Origin of the sequence: Microcystis sp. M179S2 (assembly GCF_020245805.1) — a bacterium.
GTDB classification, from domain to species: Bacteria; Cyanobacteriota; Cyanobacteriia; order Cyanobacteriales; family Microcystaceae; genus Microcystis; species Microcystis aeruginosa.
In genome coordinates this window covers 35,187-53,117 of record NZ_JADBUE010000034.1, presented here as the reverse complement: position 1 = coordinate 53,117, position 17,931 = coordinate 35,187, and the positions used below count along the sequence as shown (strand labels likewise).

15 protein-coding genes and 3 pseudogenes are annotated in these 17,931 nt (G+C 43.5%); 8 read left to right on the top strand and 10 right to left on the bottom strand.

Annotated elements, in window-relative coordinates; all coding sequences use genetic code 11:
• A pseudogene (locus tag IM500_RS02110) lies at positions 1-133 on the top strand (IS630 family transposase); the annotation flags it as partial.
• Positions 134-292: 159 nt separating this feature from the next.
• Here the strand turns inward: IM500_RS02110 and IM500_RS02105 are convergent.
• Positions 293-1,099: a PEP-CTERM sorting domain-containing protein gene (locus IM500_RS02105; RefSeq protein WP_190719090.1), complete on the bottom strand. Its 807-nt coding sequence runs from the start codon at positions 1,097-1,099 to the stop codon at positions 293-295.
• A 348-nt stretch (positions 1,100-1,447) separates the two neighbouring features.
• A complete protein-coding gene (locus IM500_RS02100; protein ID WP_287737531.1) occupies positions 1,448-3,835 on the bottom strand; it encodes an ATP-binding response regulator in 2,388 nt (795 codons plus the stop codon).
• A 276-nt stretch (positions 3,836-4,111) separates the two neighbouring features.
• On the opposite strand from IM500_RS02100, the gene IM500_RS02095 reads away from it, so the two are divergent.
• From IM500_RS02095 to kaiC, 3 genes are all read left to right on the top strand, one after another.
• Entirely contained in the window at positions 4,112-5,041 is a 930-nt protein-coding gene (locus IM500_RS02095; RefSeq protein ID WP_190719084.1) for a circadian clock protein KaiA, read from the top strand.
• Positions 5,042-5,623: 582 nt separating this feature from the next.
• Complete coding sequence (gene kaiB / locus IM500_RS02090; RefSeq protein ID WP_002733742.1) at positions 5,624-5,938, top strand: circadian clock protein KaiB; 315 nt, start codon at positions 5,624-5,626, stop codon at positions 5,936-5,938.
• A gap of 193 nt (positions 5,939-6,131) precedes the next feature.
• Positions 6,132-7,694: a circadian clock protein KaiC gene (gene kaiC / locus IM500_RS02085; RefSeq protein ID WP_190719082.1), complete on the top strand. Its 1,563-nt coding sequence runs from the start codon at positions 6,132-6,134 to the stop codon at positions 7,692-7,694.
• Positions 7,695-7,715: 21 nt separating this feature from the next.
• Here the strand turns inward: kaiC and IM500_RS02080 are convergent, their stop codons facing one another.
• The 3 genes and pseudogenes from IM500_RS02080 to IM500_RS02070 all read right to left on the bottom strand — a co-directional run.
• Positions 7,716-8,711: a lysylphosphatidylglycerol synthase transmembrane domain-containing protein gene (locus IM500_RS02080; protein WP_190719079.1), complete on the bottom strand. Its 996-nt coding sequence runs from the start codon at positions 8,709-8,711 to the stop codon at positions 7,716-7,718.
• A gap of 61 nt (positions 8,712-8,772) precedes the next feature.
• Positions 8,773-9,870: a sulfotransferase family protein gene (locus IM500_RS02075; RefSeq protein ID WP_190719076.1), complete on the bottom strand. Its 1,098-nt coding sequence runs from the start codon at positions 9,868-9,870 to the stop codon at positions 8,773-8,775.
• A gap of 5 nt (positions 9,871-9,875) precedes the next feature.
• Positions 9,876-10,877: pseudogene (locus IM500_RS02070) on the bottom strand (aspartate aminotransferase family protein); the annotation flags it as partial.
• A gap of 45 nt (positions 10,878-10,922) precedes the next feature.
• On the opposite strand from IM500_RS02070, the gene tnpA reads away from it, so the two are divergent.
• Positions 10,923-11,366: an IS200/IS605 family transposase gene (tnpA, locus tag IM500_RS02065; RefSeq protein ID WP_149987267.1), complete on the top strand. Its 444-nt coding sequence runs from the start codon at positions 10,923-10,925 to the stop codon at positions 11,364-11,366.
• A gap of 38 nt (positions 11,367-11,404) precedes the next feature.
• On the opposite strand, the pseudogene IM500_RS02060 reads toward tnpA, so the two are convergent.
• The 5 genes and pseudogenes from IM500_RS02060 to IM500_RS02040 all read right to left on the bottom strand — a co-directional run.
• Positions 11,405-11,791 (bottom strand): annotated as a pseudogene (locus tag IM500_RS02060) (aminotransferase class III-fold pyridoxal phosphate-dependent enzyme); the annotation flags it as partial.
• A gap of 495 nt (positions 11,792-12,286) precedes the next feature.
• On the bottom strand, positions 12,287-12,520 hold the full coding sequence (locus IM500_RS02055; protein WP_190719074.1) for a photosystem I reaction center subunit IV: 234 nt from the start codon (positions 12,518-12,520) through the stop codon (positions 12,287-12,289).
• 78 nt (positions 12,521-12,598) lie between these two features.
• Positions 12,599-13,228 carry a DUF6391 domain-containing protein gene (locus tag IM500_RS02050; RefSeq protein ID WP_012266133.1) on the bottom strand — a complete coding sequence of 210 codons (630 nt, stop codon included), beginning with the start codon at positions 13,226-13,228 and terminating at the stop codon, positions 12,599-12,601.
• Positions 13,225-14,346, bottom strand: a complete 1,122-nt coding sequence (locus IM500_RS02045; RefSeq protein WP_190719071.1) for a tetratricopeptide repeat protein — start codon at positions 14,344-14,346, stop codon at positions 13,225-13,227. Before IM500_RS02045 ends, IM500_RS02050 begins: the two co-directional genes overlap by 4 nt.
• 15 nt (positions 14,347-14,361) lie before the next feature.
• Positions 14,362-15,063, bottom strand: coding sequence for a 16S rRNA (uracil(1498)-N(3))-methyltransferase (locus IM500_RS02040; RefSeq protein ID WP_287737530.1), 702 nt, complete (start codon positions 15,061-15,063; stop codon positions 14,362-14,364).
• Between the two features lie 322 nt (positions 15,064-15,385).
• Between IM500_RS02040 and IM500_RS02035 the strand changes: the two genes are divergently transcribed.
• The 3 genes from IM500_RS02035 to IM500_RS02025 are packed head-to-tail and all read left to right on the top strand — an operon-like array spanning position 15,386 to position 17,910.
• Positions 15,386-15,553 (top strand): hypothetical protein, encoded by a 168-nt coding sequence (locus IM500_RS02035; RefSeq protein WP_180995436.1) that lies wholly within the window; start codon positions 15,386-15,388, stop codon positions 15,551-15,553.
• 9 nt (positions 15,554-15,562) lie between these two features.
• Positions 15,563-17,503, top strand: a complete 1,941-nt coding sequence (locus IM500_RS02030) for an AAA family ATPase (protein ID WP_190719066.1) — start codon at positions 15,563-15,565, stop codon at positions 17,501-17,503.
• Positions 17,503-17,910 carry a hypothetical protein gene (locus tag IM500_RS02025; RefSeq protein WP_002798003.1) on the top strand — a complete coding sequence of 136 codons (408 nt, stop codon included), beginning with the start codon at positions 17,503-17,505 and terminating at the stop codon, positions 17,908-17,910. Before IM500_RS02030 ends, IM500_RS02025 begins: the two co-directional genes overlap by 1 nt.
• Positions 17,911-17,931 lie beyond the last annotated feature (21 nt).

The window sequence follows — 17,931 nt, the reverse complement described above, 5'->3', positions numbered from 1 at the left end:
GAACTTTTCTGACTTTTCTTCAGCTATTTATGAATGTCTGAATGATGCCCATCTGAAACATAAAAAAGAACTGGATTCCTTGCTGACTCTACGATTTCAGAAGTTTAATAAATCTCAGATTATGAACGTCTAAAGTATAACCCCAATTAGGGTTGGCTGAAAAAGTTTCTCCTGTGGGGACTGACGCGGGTTCGTTCAGCATACCCTAATTAAAAACCGCCCCCAAAGGACGGAGTTTCAATGCAAGCAGCTACGATGTCTCTGCTCAAAGTTGTCCTGAAGCCAAGCTCAGTTATCCCTGTTGCTTACGTTTCATCGCCAGACCTAAGCCACCAACAACCAGCAGTCCAACAACAGTACCCGGTTCGGGAATAACCACCTGGGTGAAGGTTTGTGAGAAACTCGTAATTTCGGACGTACCCACAACAGCCGAAGCCGCTGGAATTCTAATCCGGCGAGCTCTGAGGTCTAATGTGTTCCCGATCATCGACGTTGTCATTGGTGGACTCAATGGAATAGTGTCAGTCATCATCGACGTGCCGTCGGAGACCAACGTGGTACTATTGAAAGATGCGTAACTTGTCACTCCAGAAGTGGGACCAACAACTGCCGCACCTGTTAGCTTATCTATCTGTTCAGTGATTGGGACATATTCAGCGGATGTGATATCGAACGTGAAGTCAACAACAGCACTCCACGAGAGGGCATTACCCGCCGGAAGTGTCGGTGCTAACTTCAGGGCATTATTAACAACAGTGTAATTGAGAGTAGCACTACCAGAGACACCAGGAATGTAAGTGCCGGTTGCACTCACTCGAATGTTGCTTGCGGGATCGGACAGAGTATTGCCCGCTCCGGAGGGCATAAAATCGTAATTACCCCAATTGGCGAAGGTTTTCTCAATTGTGCCATTTCCGTCCTCATCAACTGTGATGGAACCACCGTTAATGAGCTCGGTGAGTGTACAGAATGAGGTACTTGTACAGCCCTTATAGGTTACCATAGCAGCCGCCTGGGCTGGCGCAGTGGCGAGGCCTAAGGCAGTGGCGACGGCCAGAGCAGCAGCGCTAGGAATGGTAAATCTGAGTAATTTTGTCATCTGTATAGACTCCCACAGAGGTAAAGTGGATGTATGAATAATTATCGTAATGCTAACAGCAAATTTTTCCTCTGTCAACACATAATTCCCTATTTGTCAAGAGATCACTGAAAAATTGTCAACAGATCACTGAAAAGAGTTTCTCCCCACTTCCCCACTTCCCTAGATCTGATTCATTCTCCGAATCTAATTCTTTGTTTTGTTACCTTTAATCGCTTATGAGGTAAGCAAAGCACGACGTTTTGACAAATTTTCAGCTATTTAGGGTTTGCGGCAAAAAGTAGGGGCGAAGCATTCGGATAGAAAATCTCCGGTTTCACCGATAGGTTATGCCCGAATGCTTCGCCCCTACAGGACGCGATCGCCGCTCAAGTGGCCAGAAAAAGCCAGATCAGCAGTCTCGATTACCTTTAATAGCTGTTCGATGCGGTTTTCCGTCGGGGGGGCCAAACAGGGAAAAACGGCTAAACCGGGGATTTGATTGGCCACCTCGGTGACAGCCACATCAAGGGTGACTAGGGGTAAATTAGCTAGGGTTTGCGACTCGCTCAAGGTTTGCAGATAAGAGTATAAATCTTCTGCGATCGAACTATCGATTAAGATAGCGTCCACCTCCCAGACACCAGCTAAAAGTTCCGCCTGTTCGCAACTATCGGCCTCAATAAAACGATAATTCTCCCGAACTAATTGATTATTCCAAATCCAGCTAAAGGAAGATAAATCGGAGAAATTGGGGGCATAATGGCCGTGTAAACGCAGCAGAGTCGGAGCAGTGCGCCGTTTGCGGCTAGGAACAGGGGAAACGGTCAGATTCAGGCAAGCTTGCAGAGCTGCCGATGTGATCGGCGGAACCAGAAAACTATCGGCCCCTTGCTGTTGACTGCGGTTGCGCTCAGAATCGGCAGCGGTGACAATAACTTTCATATCTTTGGTTTGGGGATGGGATTTCAGCAGCGTTAACACATCCCAACCGGACAACAGGGGTAGATTGGGATTGAGAAAAACACAACGGGGTTTTAACTGCCTGGCTTTTTCGATCGCCTCAGTGCCGCTACGAGCGATAATCGCTTTTAATCCCAATTCACTCAAGCGATCGACAAACTGTTCGATCACTTGGGGATTAGCTTCCACCACTAACACCAGACGCTGGGGAGTGGCGGACTCCTGCTCGGCAGCTTGGGGATGAACCGGCAGCAGTAAAGTGAATTGACTGCCTTCCCGGTCCTTGGAGACAAAGGATAGATCGCCACCGTGACAGCGCGCTAATTTTTGGCTGAGGACTAAACCTAAACCTGCACCCTCAAATTGACGGGTGAAAGGACTTTCTAGCTGTTGGAATTTCTGAAAAATCAGATGCTGGGATTCTTCCGGAATACCGATCCCCGTATCCCAGACGGTAAAAGCCAGCCAATTTTCCCAACGATTGACTTTAATGCCGAAATTACCGCCATCAATGGTGAATTTAACCGCATTATCTAACAAATTCACTAACATCTGTTGTAAACGGGCTTCATCGGCCAGGGCATAATCTAACCCTGATTCAATGTCAAGACGATAGCTGCCGGGGAGATCGAGACGTTGGGGATACTTATCGACGATGATATCGTACACCCGTTGACAGAGGCGATCGATTTTGACTCTAGTGAAAGTTAATTTTAGTTGTCCTGTCTCCAAGCGGGTTAAATCGAGGAGATCATTGACCAGAGCCATCAACTGGCGACCGCTGCGATAGATTAAATCGGCATATTTCGACTGTCGGGGGTTAAGTTCACCGATTTTTTGTTCCCGCAGCAGATTGGAGAGACCGATCACGGCGGTGAGGGGCGATTTAAACTCATGGCTGACACAGGCGAGAAATTCATCCTTAAGACGATTTAAATGGACTAAATCGGCATTTTTAACCGCTAATTCCTGACAATATTGCTGTTGTTCCGTGATATCGGTGGCCAACAGTAACCACAGTCCCGAAGCTTTCTCGAGCAAGGGATAATTATCCGCCCAATTTAACGGCACGGACAACAGTCGCCAAGTCTTGGCTAAACCCGATGTCACCGTTTCTAGACGCTGGGGAAACAGGGGGGGGGTGGGGGATGGGCGGGTTAAGGGGTCATTAACCAAAGCAAAGGGAAAGTTATCGATATTAGCGGGGAAAGCCGCCCCGATTTGTTGACACCAAGCCTGATTTTGGTATAAAATTCCCGCTTCTGGACTGTAGAGCAGCAGCGGCAGCGGTAATTGTTCCAGAAATTCCAGAGGATGATCGCTGCGGGGGAGGGAATTGCGATCGCTGATGCGGGGCTGCGGGGGAGGATCATCGAGAATCGAGCACCCGAGACAAAATTGGAGAAGTTTGCCCGTGTCTAAGCGTCCTAACAGTTTGCCCTGAGCATCCACTAAAATGGGGACGAAGGCGAGCGCTTCTCCCGTCAGGGTTGCCAGAAACTCACTTACGGCCATGCGAGCGTTAAGAGGGATAATCGGACGCAGCCAACCGCTCAGATCCAGGCAGCTGGAGGAGGGGTTTCTGGTTTCGGGGTGCTGTTGTTGATAGAGGAGATAAGCAATCAGGGTTTGACTCTCAATCAGTCCTAGGGGACAATACCGCTCATCCACCACCACGATCGCTTCTGGATTGCCCGTATTAATTAAATCGCAAAGACTTGCCCGGTCAATAATTAATTCACAGGCAGTGACGGATTGATGAAAGTGATGGAGGCTGAGGGTAACGCTAGGCATGGGGATAATTGGGTGGGCGGTGGCGGTAACTTTAGGGCATAATTAACAAACTGATGGCCAAACTATTAGTAGTCCTAGAACTTGAATCTACCTTGATTATGACGCTTGCTCATCTAGACGACCTCCCCATTGATTACAATTAACTACAATACCCACTGCCAAAAAGCAAAGTTAACTTTAACTTCCCCGATCTGATGGCGAGGGGGTTGTCTTCTCAACAGAGAAAGCCTAACCTATAGTTTGTTATTTTCTATCTACCTTGCGGGTGAGAAAACGTTGCCTCCGAGACTGACTATTTATGCTTTTGTCCCAACGGACCCACCCTTGACGGGAGTGAGTTCACCTCCGGGGCTGGTTAATTCTTTGACGGCTTTATTGGCTAATGAACGCTATAATCTAACCCTAGGGTCTTCTTCTAGCGAATTACTGGCTAATATCGAGGCAGAGAAGGAAAAAATCGATTGTTTGCTGGTGGTCTCTCATCCTTCCCTACAGCCGACTTTTAATCAACTCTACGAAGGGGGGATTTTACTGCCAGTAGTGATCATTGTCGCTGACAAGAACATCACTGCCGAGACGAATGACTCTCCCACCTGTCTCTATCATAGTGCCGAATTACAAATTACCGTCAAGGAATTAGACAGCATCACCTCGGTCATCGACCAAGCGATCGCTCGATTTCTCCATTTAGCTCCTAATTGCTCTTTTTCCGAACCTACCACGATTGTTAACCAACCAAATCCCGTGGAAAATAATCACAGTTTTCTCCTCCTACAACAGCGCCGTTTAGCGGAAAAATTAAAAGAAAGACTCGGCTATTTAGGTGTTTACTACAAACGCAACCCGCAGCTATTCTATCGCCATCTTGCCCCGGAGGAAAAAAACGAATTACTGCGGGAATTAAGAAGAGATTATCGGGAGATTATTTTAAATTACTTCCAACAGGATTATCCGATTAATCAAGCGATCGATGAGTTGGTTAATAATGTCTTTTTTACCGATCTCTCAGTGTCGCAAATTCTGGAAATTCACATGGAGTTAATGGATGAATTTTCCCAACAGTTAAAATTAGAAGGCAGAAGTGAGGAAATTCTCCTAGATTATCGTCTCGCTCTCATTGATATCCTTGCTCACTTGGGGGAAATGTACCGTCGTTCCATACCTCGCGAGGATATCCCTGATGATTTATCTCAAATGTCGGGGTGAAGACCCGAAGCACTTAGTGCGACGGGATGAAACCAAGCGCCAATATAAAACAGCACTTCCACAGGCTCAGTGACACGAAGCACGATTAAAAATAAGTGTCCAGTATCCTGAAAAAATCTCGAATAACTTCTTCTTTTAAGGGTCTTGACCTACTCAGGCCAAATAGCTACTATATGAGTATAGCGGATAGGGTAATCAACCGCTCTAAAAACCCCTGTAGTCTAACCACTACGCTATCTGCACCTTGACAATCAAAGATATAGGGTTCTACTCAATAGTTCTAGTTTCTCACCTGTGAGTAGGTAAAATCTTTGCAGGAACTAGACAAAGCAGTATTTGAAGCTAACGTTTCAATTCAAGCAAACTTTGTAGAAATACAACTATCGTAGGGCATACGAAAAGTAACGCTTAGGGAGAGAACCACCTCTGGGTTGGATAACGCAAGGCATCTAATTTAAGTGGACTCGTTGAACTAAGAATCCCTCGCTTGAGTGCGATGGGAGTGTCAATATTGGGAATAGATTAAAATATCCCAGAAAAATAGCGATGAACTCGTATCCCAAGCCCTTTTGATTCTAACCTATGAGCGTCTTTAAAAAAACCTATGTTTTAAAACTGTACGTCGCCGGGAATACCCCCAACTCCGTGCGTGCCTTGAAAACCCTGAAAAATATCCTAGAAGAGGAATTTCAGGGAGTGTATGCGCTCAAGGTGATTGACGTGCTGAAAAACCCGCAACTAGCGGAGGAAGACAAGATTCTCGCCACTCCTACCCTTGCGAAAGTCCTCCCTCCCCCGGTGCGGAAAATTATCGGTGATTTGTCCGATCGAGAGAAGGTTCTGATCGGTTTAGACTTACTGTACGAGGAAATTCGTGAACGAGAAAATGATAGCTAGGTCTTCGGCCATAGGTGATTAGACGGGTTATATTTATTGAAGGAGAAATGATCGGGGCCTAATCTAGTACCTCTATGAGAAAGTCAAGAGTCAATGGAAATCAAGATGGTGTAAAGTGTCTAGTCAGGCTTGATATGTTTCTGTGGAAAAATTAGATAAAAATCCTACTCTTTAAATATTCGCTGGATAAATAATGACTCAATCTAACTCTAATAGCCAATTGAATCCACCGATTAAACCGAAAGGTGTTCGCAAAATTAGAACCCTAATTGAAGGCTTTGATGAGATCACTCACGGTGGTTTACCCCTGGGGCGAACTACCTTAGTGAGTGGCACTTCTGGCACGGGAAAAACCCTGCTTGCCGTTCAATTTCTCTACCACGGGATCAAGTATTTTGACTATCCAGGCCTGTTTGTTACTTTTGAAGAATCTCCCACCGATATTATCCAAAATGCCTATAGTTTTGGTTGGGATTTAGAAGAATTAATTGACCAGGGTAAGTTATTTATTCTCGATGCTTCTCCGGATCCGGAAGGTCAAGAGGTGGTGGGTAGTTTTGATCTTTCGGCCCTGATCGAGCGCATTCAGTACGCAATTACCAAATATAAAGCCAAACTGGTATCAATTGACTCTGTAACTGCTGTTTTTCAGCAGTACGAAGCGGTGTCAGTGGTGCGGCGAGAAATTTTTCGGCTCGTGGCCCGGTTAAAATTATTAGGAGTGACTTCAATTATGACCACGGAACGTATCGAAGAATACGGAGCGGTGGCCCGTTTTGGTGTAGAGGAATTTGTCTCTGATAATGTGGTAATTATGCGGAACGTGCTAGAGGGAGAAAGGCGACGCAGAACCGCAGAAATCCTCAAATTACGGGGAACAACCCACATGAAAGGCGAATATCCCTTTACTATCACCAATGATGGCATTAATATCTTCCCCCTCGGAGCCATGCGTTTAACTCAGCGCTCTTCTAATGTCCGCATTTCTTCGGGAGTAAAAACCCTCGATGATATGTGTGGAGGCGGTTTTTTCAAGGATTCGATTATTTTGGCTACAGGAGCAACAGGTACGGGTAAAACTCTCTTAGTCAGTAAATTTCTGGAAGAAGGCTGTCGGCGCGGTGAGCGAGCAATTTTGTTCGCTTATGAAGAATCTCGCGCCCAATTGTCCCGAAATGCCTCTTCTTGGGGGATCGATTTTGAGGAGATGGAACGCAAGGGATTATTAAAATTATTGTGTTCTTACCCCGAATCGGCGGGATTAGAAGACCATTTACAGATGATTAAGTCGGAAATCTCGGAATTTAAACCCTCTCGTATTGCTATTGATTCTCTATCGGCGCTCGCGCGCGGGGTGACAAATAATGCTTTTCGGCAATTTGTGATCGGGGTGACAGGATACGCCAAACAGGAGGAAATTACGGGATTTTTCACCAATACTACCGACCAATTTATGGGAGCGCACTCGATCACCGAATCCCATATTTCTACGATTACCGACACGATTCTAATGTTGCAGTATGTGGAAATTCGCGGCGAAATGTCGCGAGCGATTAACGTCTTTAAGATGCGCGGTTCTTGGCACGATAAAGGGATTCGTGAATATACTATCAGTCAGGACGGGGCCGATATCAAGGATTCTTTCCGCAATTACGAGCGGATTATTAGTGGTTCTCCAACTAAAATTAGCGTCGATGAAAAGAGTGAATTATCGCGGATTGTTCGCAATGTGCGCGAAAAATTACAGGATGAATAATCGGGAGTTGACTGATGGAGATTATTTTGAAGGGCGATCGGGTAAAGTTGGTCTTAGGGAAAATAACCACCAGATCAATAAACCTAATATAATCCAGAGAACATCTTTAACCCGGCGAATTACGGAAATCGCTAAACCTAATTCTAGACTGCCGGTTAAGGAAGCACCCAGCAGCACTAAAGAACCTTCTAAAGTACCGATATTAGCGGGAATAAAAAAGGTTCCAGCGCGCACTAATTGGGCAACAGAATCAAATAACCAAGCATCGGCAAAACTAATCGGATGTTGGAGAAACTGCATTAAAACATAGATTTCTAAAACTCCGAGAGGCCAATTGAGAAAACCGACGATCAAGCCATTTCTAAATAGTGGCAGATTCCGGTAAAATTCCCCTAAACGATCATCGACACTGCGAAGATTTTCTAAAGGTTTAACTAGGCGATCGCCTAAAAAAGAATGACCTAATCGATTAACTATTCGGGAGGATAAACGGAATCGCTGAATCAAGAAAAATATCAGGATACAACTGGAGAATATAGCGAGACTTAATCCGGTAAAAGTTTTAAAAGAATTGGAGAATTTTGGGGAAGCTAGGAGCAGAAAAAAACCGATAATTGCAAAGAAGACAAGGGAAGCAGTATTTAATGTCTTGGTCAGAATAATCGAGGCACTGGTTTCTTTATAGCTAATCTGATAGTGAGTTTTCAACATCACTGCTTTAAAACCTTCTCCTCCCAAAGAAGCGAAGGGAGTCACGCGATTAAAGGCTGCCCCTACCATGTAAATTAATAATAGGCGAATTGTCCATTGAGGTTGGATAGGAATGCTTTTAAAAGTTAGTTGCCAAGTAAAAACATCGGTGAGGAATTCTAGGAAATAAAAAATAATTACTAATGTCATTCCCCACCAACCGACTAGGGTGATTTGTTGCCACACTTCTTGCAGATTTGTTTGACGTAAAATTATCCCTAGTAAAACAAAACCTAAACCCAGAAAGATAAATTTAAGATATTTCATATTAAATTATGAATTATAACTAATAACTGATAACTGATAACTGATAACTGATAACTTATGACTAAAAATAGTTCCAACGTTGAATAAATGGTAGCCAATGAGATTCGACTAACTCGATCGCTTTTGGGTCTGGGGTATAATTATTTTTTTTATATCCTTGCAGACTGCTGATATATTTCTCAAAGCGAGGCATAGATATTTTTAAGTCGGGAAGTTGCAGTTGATCGTAGATTTTCTCGATTTGTGCTAGGGGTTCTTTTTCTAAATCTTCAAAACGAATTTCTACAAAACTATCGGCGGGTAAATCGGCACTATCTCCCAGGAGAGAATTGAGCATTGGGGGATAACTTTTCAGAATTGTCTGCTCGATGACATCAATAGATAAATTATCGTAGGATTGTAGTGCTAGTTCCGGTAGGATGCGGGTAAAAAAGTGACGGGTTGAGGGAAAAACTAGATAGGGATTGCGGTAGATATGAATAAATTTAGCATCGGGCCAGATAGCTCGCAATTTGGCGATGTGTGCCGTATAAACGGAGTTTTTGATTAGTAATTGTTTGCCTCTTTGATGGATGGAAACTTTTTTTAATAGATGAGTATGCCAACGCTGCCAAGTAGCGATTTCTTTCTCGCTGCAGCCCTGAAAAAAAACCCCTCGCTGGAAATGATACTGAAAACGTTGGGGAAAGTATAAACCATGGTAGTAGGAAAGGGGGATCATGCTGGCCAGGGCGATCGAATCTTCTTGGGGTGAATCGGGAGTAACGGCAACGTTATCCACATGGCGATCGCTCGGTAGGGCTAATTCTAGCAGCGGTTGAAATAAGCGGACGATACCGAGGATATCCCAGGGTAATCCCACCGCTAGGGGCGAAATATAGCCAAAATGCTCCGATTGACCGAGTAAATTGTGCAGATGGGTCGTGCCGCTGCGCCAATAGCCGACAATAAAAATGGGTGCTTTTACCCGCACCCTGCGCTCATAAAACCCTGTGATTAAAATTCGTTCTAGGGTAGAAAAAGGCAGTCGCGCCAGGGTAACTGCCAGGGCCAGGGTTGCTGGGGCCAAATTGGGGCGATCGATGCCGCCATTGGTCAAAAATAAATGAAGGAGAGTGCTAAGGTTGCTACCGCAGAGGGGATGAAACAAACTGGACATATTAACTATTTTTTAGCGTTTTTTTGGCGGATAGCTTGGCTGGCCAAGGTTTTGCCGAATTCCCAAGCGGCCCCAGGTAGGCGGTGAGCATCAGCGACCACATCTTTAACGGCGGTGACAAGCCAACGGCAATCCTCATCGGAGAGGGTGAGAGGGGGGATAAACTTGATGATATTCATGCCGTGGCCGGAAACCTGCGAGAGGATTTGATGGCGGGTAAAGAGGGGAACGACGATTAACTGGGAAAATAGCTCTTTATTGGCGGTTTCTAGCATTTTCCAGGCGGCTTTTAGTGACCAACTGCTCGGCTCGGCAAATTCCAAGGCCATCATCATACCCAATCCCCGCACTTCTCGCAAACATTCGTACTGATCTACGAGGGGCTGTAGTTCTGCGATAATTTGTTGACCGATTACAGCCGCTCGCTCGACTAATTTTTCCTCCTCAATCACCTGTAAAGTGGCAATACCGGCGGCCATGGCCAGATTATTTTTACCAAAAGTGCTACCGTGCACCACAGAACGATCCATGCGATCAAAGACTCGATCGAAGATCCAGCGACGACAGAGAACCGCTCCCACTGGCACAAAACCGCCCGAAAGAGCCTTGGCAACACATAAAATGTCCGGTTCTACCCCCCAATGTTCCACTGCCCAAATTTTGCCGGTCCGGCCCAAACCGGTCTGCACTTCATCGGCCACAAAAAGAGTGCCGTAACGACGACAAAGGGCAGCCGCTGCGGGGAGATAGTTCGGTTCGGGAATTCTCACCCCGTGACCTGGGATCGGTTCGGTAATAAAAGCCGCTACTTCTTGGTTAATCAGAGCTTTTTCGAGCGCAGCCAGATCGCCGAAGGGAATTTCCTCAAAATCGGCGACAAATGGTCCAAATCCCTGGCGATAATGGGGATCGCCGGTGGCGGAAAGGGAACCCATGGTTAACCCGTGGTAGCCTCCCTGACAGTAAACAATTTGGCTGCGTCCGGTGGCGTAGCGGCTGAATTTAATCTCTTCGGGTCTAATTCCCCGCCGCTCGCGGCGTACAATAGAAAAATGAGTGAATACATCCATAAGAGCCATAATGTAAGTGTTTTGCTATATCATTTATTGTTCCCAGCCAAATATCGTCAAGCCGTTTTCGACGAACAGGTAGATAGCCTGTTGAAAGAAGTCTGTCTAGAGATGGAAAAACGATACGAGATCAAGTTTGTAGAAATTGGAGTGGATAAAGATCATGTGCATTTTCTGGTGCAATCAGTACCGACCTATAGTGTGACAAGGATAGTGACAATGATTAAAAGTATAACGGGGAGAGAAATTTTCAAAAAGTGTCCTCAAGTGAAAAAGCAGTTGTGGGGAGGAGAGTTTTGGAGTGATGGATATTACGCAAGTACGGTAGGAAAGCATGGGGATGAAGGTATGATAGCGAGATATGTAAAAGAACAAGATAAAGAATACCTGCAGCTACACCAAAATCTACAATTGAGTCTATTTTGATTCTGATACCCCGTCCGCTTGCGGTGGGGTAGTTCATTGGCAGCCTCGACGGTTTCTGTGCCGGAATTAGCAAAGAAAACTCGTTCTAATCTGGGAGGTGCGATCGCTGCTAACCGTTCGGCCAGCAATCCCGCTAGGATGGAAGCATCCAATTGGACTAAATTGGGCAATGCTGCCGTCAATACCTCTTGTCAAGCTTGCACGATCTTGGGGTGATTGCGTCCGAGGGCAAAAACACCAAAACCACTCAGTAAGTCCAGATACTTTTCCCCGTGATTGTCGAATAGGTATGCACCTTGGGCTTTAACCTAGTGGCGATCGTAGCCGATCGTTTTTAGTACCCTGACCATCTGGGGGTTTAGGTATTGTTCGTGGAGGGCAAAGTTTTCTTCTAGTCTTTTTTCTATCAGTTCTAAAATGCTCATAAATTCCAGATTTGATTACTGAAAAACTATTTTTCAAACACCTCAAAACCGATTATGTCCATAGCACATTATCATGATTTTTGGTTATCTAATATTATAAATTATTTGATATATTTTGTCAAGCATTCGCCATTTAGGAACTTAAGTAGGTAGGTATTAAAAACTTTCAGATCCCCCCGCCTATCGGCATCCCCCTTATTAAGGGGGGCGGGGGGGATCGAACCTAAAATCCATTTTTAATTTAATTATAACCAGCCACTTATCTAGGATAATTAAACTAATTAACTCTTATTGGCTAAAGGTTCAAGCGACTTTTAGATAATTTATTAGTCAGTTTTTATATGGTAGAGGCGCATTGCGTGCGCCCAAAATGTAATATCAGTAAACTGATAACTGATAACTGATAACTGATAACTGATAGCTATAAAAAAACCGACCAACAAGAGAGAATTCCCGTCAGTCAGTCGGTGATGATAGGCCGAATTTTACTCAGCTTTATTTCTTAGCGGGGGCAGCCTTAACGAGTTCCAATTCACTTTCAGCGAAGTTATTGGTATTCAGTCCACTGGCGCTACCACTAAAACCGTGGTAGTTAACAGTGTCAAAACGGACGATAACGGGATAGTGGATACCACTTTTATCAACACTGGCTACGGTTCCTACATCGTTGTACCAGTAAGACTCTTTACGTTTGATTCTAACTTTGGCTCCGCGTTCGATTCCAGGCATAGCTGTTGTTTTTTTTTAGGGTTTAGTTAACAGGTTACAATCAGAGCGAGTTTGCCGAAAGGGTTTTTACTTTAAGTTTTATTGCAAATCTTGCCACTCTGTTTGGACGAAATGCCCCGAACGTCCCCATAGGTCTGCCTTTGGTGCAATGTTAACGATTGTTAAGTTAAAGGGAATAGCCGTGGTCAGGTATTTTTGGGCCGACATTCCCACATCTGGCCCGATTTGAAAAGCGGCGGCGGTGGCTAAACCTAAGCCTAATAACTGAGAAATCGGACCTCTGGGTAAGAGAAGATGAGTTCCTAAGACTAAGCCAGCGGTTAAGGCTAAAGTTACCGATAAATTGGTGCCACAACGCGGATGTAATGCCAATTGCCCCTCGCCATTTTTGAGACGATGGAGTGCTTGTTTGGCGGCGATTCGCAGTTCATTAGTATTAATCTGTCCGTAGAGATAAAAACCCCTATCGGTGGACAGTCCCCCCAGGGCCTCGTTATCTGCGGGGGAATGGTCAAAAGGCGATTGACGACGGGCAGCCATTTCGCTTAATACCCAGACGGTGGCGTGTTCCAAGGCGTGAACCTGTCGCAGGGTCAGAAATTCTTTGAAACCGGGGATAAAGCCGATTTGTGCCAGTAAATCGCTGTCTTGCTGGGGCGAAGGGTTAAACCAGTCGAAAGAGGGGTTAGAAGGGCTACTAGGGGTCATAAAGTTGCGGTAGGGGGAGTTTTTTCGAGGAAGATAAGGGCGCTATAGAGTTGAAAGGCGGTGTCCCAGTAGGTGTCTTCAATGCGTAATAAGTCCAAATGGGGATTGACCATAGGCAGTAATTCGTAAAAATCGGCGGTGGTTTCGGCAAAAGCTGGAAAATCTGACCACAGGGGAACTGCTGCTAGTTGTTGTTTTAGGTAAGAAGCGAAATGATTCCAGTTATCTCGATTGCTGGTCTGTCTTTCCCGACTTTGTTGGTGGTCGGAAAAAGTAATCCCCGCTTGAAAGTGGTAATGGCGATCGCAAATACGGATAATTAAATCCTGTTTTTTCAAATGTAGATCAATAATCTGGGCATAATCAAGAATACTAATTTTTCTCACTTGATGGCGGCGCGCATCCCTATCGACACATTCCCCAAAAATCGGCAAGATTCCCTCTACCACGGCGGTAACTTCTGACCAATCAAAAGTTATACTTGCGGTTAGGCCGTGGGAAGATTGATAGACTAGGGTGGCTTCTGGTTGGATAGCCTGGAAATATCGAGCTAAATAGACCCTAGGCTGATTAATCGCTTTAATTGGCTGGCAAAAACAGGGAATTCCTTCTTTTCGCAAGTCGTGAACATATACTGCTAATTCGGCCATCGCCCCGACTCGATACAAGCGCCACGAACGACTAGGGATGTGTAAGCGGGCGTTATAGGCATCTATTTTAAATATTTGGGCAAATTTTAGAGCTAAGGGCTGTTTTTCTGCGTTAGCCACCGGTTCAAGCATTAAAAGCCCCATTTCTCGATTACTAGGGTTGGTTTTGGCTTTTTCGAGGGCAGCCTGTCGCTGTTGTTGTTGCTGTTCAACTTCCACCTGTTCAATCGCTTCTAAGCGGGCGATTCCTTGACGAATTTGGGCGATAAGTTGAGGATTAGCGGTTAATCGCAACATTTTTCGGTATTCTTGCCCTGCTAGGGCGATTTCTCCCGTGATTTCGTTTAAACGCGCTTGGTAGAATTTCAGCCAGGGGTTATCGTTTTCTCGGGTCTGGAAGTCGTTGACAAGACGGGTGGCAGTTTGATAGTCTTGACGATCGAGCGCTTCAGCAATTTCTTTGAACATAGAAACTCCAGTCGATTAGCTGTCTAAATAGGCGTTAATAATAGCGAGAGCCACTAAGGGAGCGGTAATTGTTCTCAAAATCCGTTTTCCCAGTGATACAGGTAGAAAATCAGCGGCGATCGCTTGTTCTATTTCTGTCTCCGTCCATCCCCCTTCCGGTCCGATGGCAATGGTTATCTCGGTTGATGTTTGCAATTGAGAAAGTAGCCGGTCCACTGTTCTACGGGTAACACCAATATAACAAGTTGTCCCTGGGTTAGCTCCCCGCTTAAGGATGGCTAAAAATGGTTGTGGTTCTTCGATTATGGGAATAATCTGTCTTTCTGATTGTTCTACAGCTTCCCGGGCAATTTTTCGCCAACGGTCAATTTTTTGAGGACTAGGATTAACTAAACCCCGTTCTGTCAGCAGCGGGATAATCCGATAAACTCCTAATTCGGTGGCAGCGCGAACGATATCATCAAAGCCATTTTTGGGAATTGCTACCATTAAATTCACTTGTACTGGTAGTTCCGTGGTTTCGTTTATCGCTTCTAAAAGATGGGCCGAATTATCAATTATTTCTGCTAACCAAGCTTGTCCTTGTCCATTGAGGGCAATAAAACGGTCATGGGATTTTAAACGAACAACTTTTTTAAGATAATGACTTTGTTCGGGTGTTAAGACAATTAACCCGTTTTCTAGGGTGTTAAAATCAAGAAGAAGACGATAATACAAGGCGGTTTAGTCTATATTACTATTGTGTTCAGAATCACTGTCAGCTATCTATTTTAGCTTTTATGGTGTTTTTGTATAAGGTTGAGAGTAGATCAGCTTATAGCAGTTATCTTAATGGTGAAGTACGAAGTTTTCCTTTTGGGTAGTCAGTCGTCAATACCAAATTAGGTTATACTTCATGTTTATGACAAAGGCTATAACTTACTATGGCCTTACCTACTCAGATATCTTATAAAATTTATCCTCATCAAGGTATCTCTTGGCCAATAAGAATTAAGACTTGACAATCTCCACTCCCTAACCCCTAACCCCCAGAAAATCCATGGACATAACTGCTAAAATTGAAGAACTGGCACAAAAATATGAGATACCTCCCCAACTGCTCAAGGAAGCCATGGCTTTAGAAGTAGAAAAAATTACTCTAAAAAATCGGCAGCTATCACCTAAAATTGTCAAACTTATCGAAAAATATACCGACTCCTCACAATAAATAAACTCTATGACTTTGAGACTGAAACAAATTCGCTTAACTAATTGGAAATGTTACCCTAGTCAAAATATTACTTTTAATCTGCATCCCGACAGAAAAATTCAGATTATCTTCGGTAATAATGGTCACGGTAAAACTTCTCTGATGACGGCGATTTTATGGTGTCTCTATGGGGGAGATATTGTATCTAAAGAGACTCTGAAAACCTATTTTTATCGAGGTAAGGGAGATTCTTCACCGACAATAGAAATGCGGGTAGAATTAAATTTTACTAGAAACGAGAAAAATTACTTTATCAGTCGCACAGCAAAATTAAAAGTTAATGGTAGCACTTTTTATCCCAGCGCAGAGGAAGCATTATTTTATGAAGATGGAACCATAAGAAGTAACTCTAGGGAATATATCGAAGCATTGCTTCCTAAATCTATTCGAGATTTTTTCTGTTTTGATGGCTTAAAAATTGAACAATATACCCAGATAACTCAAACTAAAGAAGCAAAAGAAGCAATTGAAAAAGTTTTGGGTATCCCGGAATTAAGAAATCTGCGCGATGATACAGAAAAAGCCTTACAAGAATTAGAAAACCGTTTAAATAAAGCAGAGGGAACCAGTCAAAGATTTACAGATAAGCTGCAACAATTACGAGACTTAGAAGAAGAAATTGATCTTAAAAAAGGTCAGCTTAAAAATGCCAAAGATAGCGAAAAAGATGCTATAATTATCTACCAAGACGCTCAAGAAAAAGCCGCTCAGATTGAAAGTTTACGAGAAAAATTAGAGGAAATTGATAACTTAGAGAAAAAGCGTATCGGTTTACAAACTCAGTTAGATAACCTGCAAAAGTCTATCGATTCTTGGTTAAAAAAAGCTTCGATACCTTTGCTGATTAACTTTGTGCAGGAAATGGCTGACGATTTGCAAGTTACTAGCTTAAAAAGCACTTCTAAAACTAATTCTACAGCAGTTTTAAAATTAATACTTGACGATGAAAGTTGTCTATGTGGTCGTTGTTTAGATCAAAATTCTCGTGACTTTATCCTGCAACAAATTGCCGAACTAGAGTCCTTAGAAGTGGACAACGCCACCAGAATAGAAAAAGACCAACTTAGAATTGATTTACAGGGAATTATCCGAGATAATGCCAAATTTAGCTATTATAGTCAATGGCTTTTACAAAGAGATCGTTTAGAAGAAGAAATCGAAGAAATTAATCAATATATTAAACAGCTAAAACGGGAAACTACGGGAACCAATCAAGAATCAGCTAATGAGATTTGGCGAAAAGTTGGCGAATCGGAACAAAAAGTTAAGGTTATCCAAGAAAGGATCGAACGCTTGCAAAAGGAAATTGAAATCAAAGAAAAGCAATTAGAAAATTTACGCAAACAAGTGCAAATTTTAGCTAGTGAAAATCAAACCACGTTGATGTTATCTAATCAGGTTAAAATGGCCAGAGGTTTAAAAAATGCCACTAACGAATTAATCGAATGGAATATCGATAATTCCCAAAAAATGATTAATCAAGTAACCAGCGATCGCTATTTACAAGTAACCAACAAACCGGAGGAATATAGAGGAGTAGAAATCACTCCCGAATACACTTTAGGAATCCGTACCATCACAGGAAAATTATTAAATCCCGATGTTTTAAGTGCGGGAGAAAAGGAAGCTTTAGCTTTTGCTTTTATCACCAGTTTAAATCAAATAACTGATACTTGTGTTCCCCTAATTATGGATACACCTTTTGGACATTTAGACGAAGAACATCAAAAAAATATTATTAACTCTCTCCCTAATTTAAACTCCCAAGTAATTATTTTAGCAACGGATCGCGATCTTCCATATCCACTTTTAAATCTCTTGCTTCCCCACACTACCGATATTTTCAAAATACACCGTTTAGCTGCCGATGAAGATGCTTCCGTGATTGAAGTGATGGAGAATTACTAATGCAGAGAATCGATCCCAGTTTGAAGATTTATGCCTCGGAAACTTCCAGAAATTATCTACAGGTACTAAAAGATAATAAAACCTTTGAGCGCATGGTAGATGCTTATTTATTCGCCGCTGCTTTTGCCATTAAACAAGACTTCAGTATCTACGGAACCACTTTGAGCAATCGACAGGATTTAATTACTATTAGCCAAATCGATCCAGAAGTTATTTTAGCTTTAACCGCAGGAATTTATATTATCTGTAAAAAGAATTCCTATCCTCAACCCAGCGATGGCAAAGAAGTTTTAGATAAGATATGTCAATACGCAGAAGTGGGATTAAGGGAATTAAAAGAACGCTGGCAAGGCAAAGTCAGCAATCAAATTCAAGCTGATATTGAGAGAATTATCGATAATCTCTGAAATTTTCGGCATCTAACTATC

Excerpts from the sequence above, each read along its gene's own strand:
- IM500_RS02030 (WP_190719066.1), top strand. The coding sequence starts at position 15,563 with ATGACTTTGAGACTGAAACAAATTCGCTTAACTAATTGGAAATGTTAC.
- kaiC (WP_190719082.1), top strand. The coding sequence starts at position 6,132 with ATGACTCAATCTAACTCTAATAGCCAATTGAATCCACCGATTAAACCG.
- IM500_RS02105 (WP_190719090.1), bottom strand. The coding sequence starts at position 1,099 with ATGACAAAATTACTCAGATTTACCATTCCTAGCGCTGCTGCTCTGGCC.
- IM500_RS02055 (WP_190719074.1), bottom strand. The coding sequence starts at position 12,520 with ATGCCTGGAATCGAACGCGGAGCCAAAGTTAGAATCAAACGTAAAGAG.
- kaiB (WP_002733742.1), top strand. The coding sequence starts at position 5,624 with ATGAGCGTCTTTAAAAAAACCTATGTTTTAAAACTGTACGTCGCCGGG.
- IM500_RS02080 (WP_190719079.1), bottom strand. The coding sequence starts at position 8,711 with ATGAAATATCTTAAATTTATCTTTCTGGGTTTAGGTTTTGTTTTACTA.
- IM500_RS02100 (WP_287737531.1), bottom strand. The coding sequence starts at position 3,835 with ATGCCTAGCGTTACCCTCAGCCTCCATCACTTTCATCAATCCGTCACT.
- IM500_RS02045 (WP_190719071.1), bottom strand. The coding sequence starts at position 14,346 with ATGTTCAAAGAAATTGCTGAAGCGCTCGATCGTCAAGACTATCAAACT.
- IM500_RS02025 (WP_002798003.1), top strand. The coding sequence starts at position 17,503 with ATGCAGAGAATCGATCCCAGTTTGAAGATTTATGCCTCGGAAACTTCC.
- IM500_RS02050 (WP_012266133.1), bottom strand. The coding sequence starts at position 13,228 with ATGACCCCTAGTAGCCCTTCTAACCCCTCTTTCGACTGGTTTAACCCT.
- tnpA (WP_149987267.1), top strand. The coding sequence starts at position 10,923 with ATGAGTGAATACATCCATAAGAGCCATAATGTAAGTGTTTTGCTATAT.
- IM500_RS02035 (WP_180995436.1), top strand. The coding sequence starts at position 15,386 with ATGGACATAACTGCTAAAATTGAAGAACTGGCACAAAAATATGAGATA.
- IM500_RS02075 (WP_190719076.1), bottom strand. The coding sequence starts at position 9,870 with ATGTCCAGTTTGTTTCATCCCCTCTGCGGTAGCAACCTTAGCACTCTC.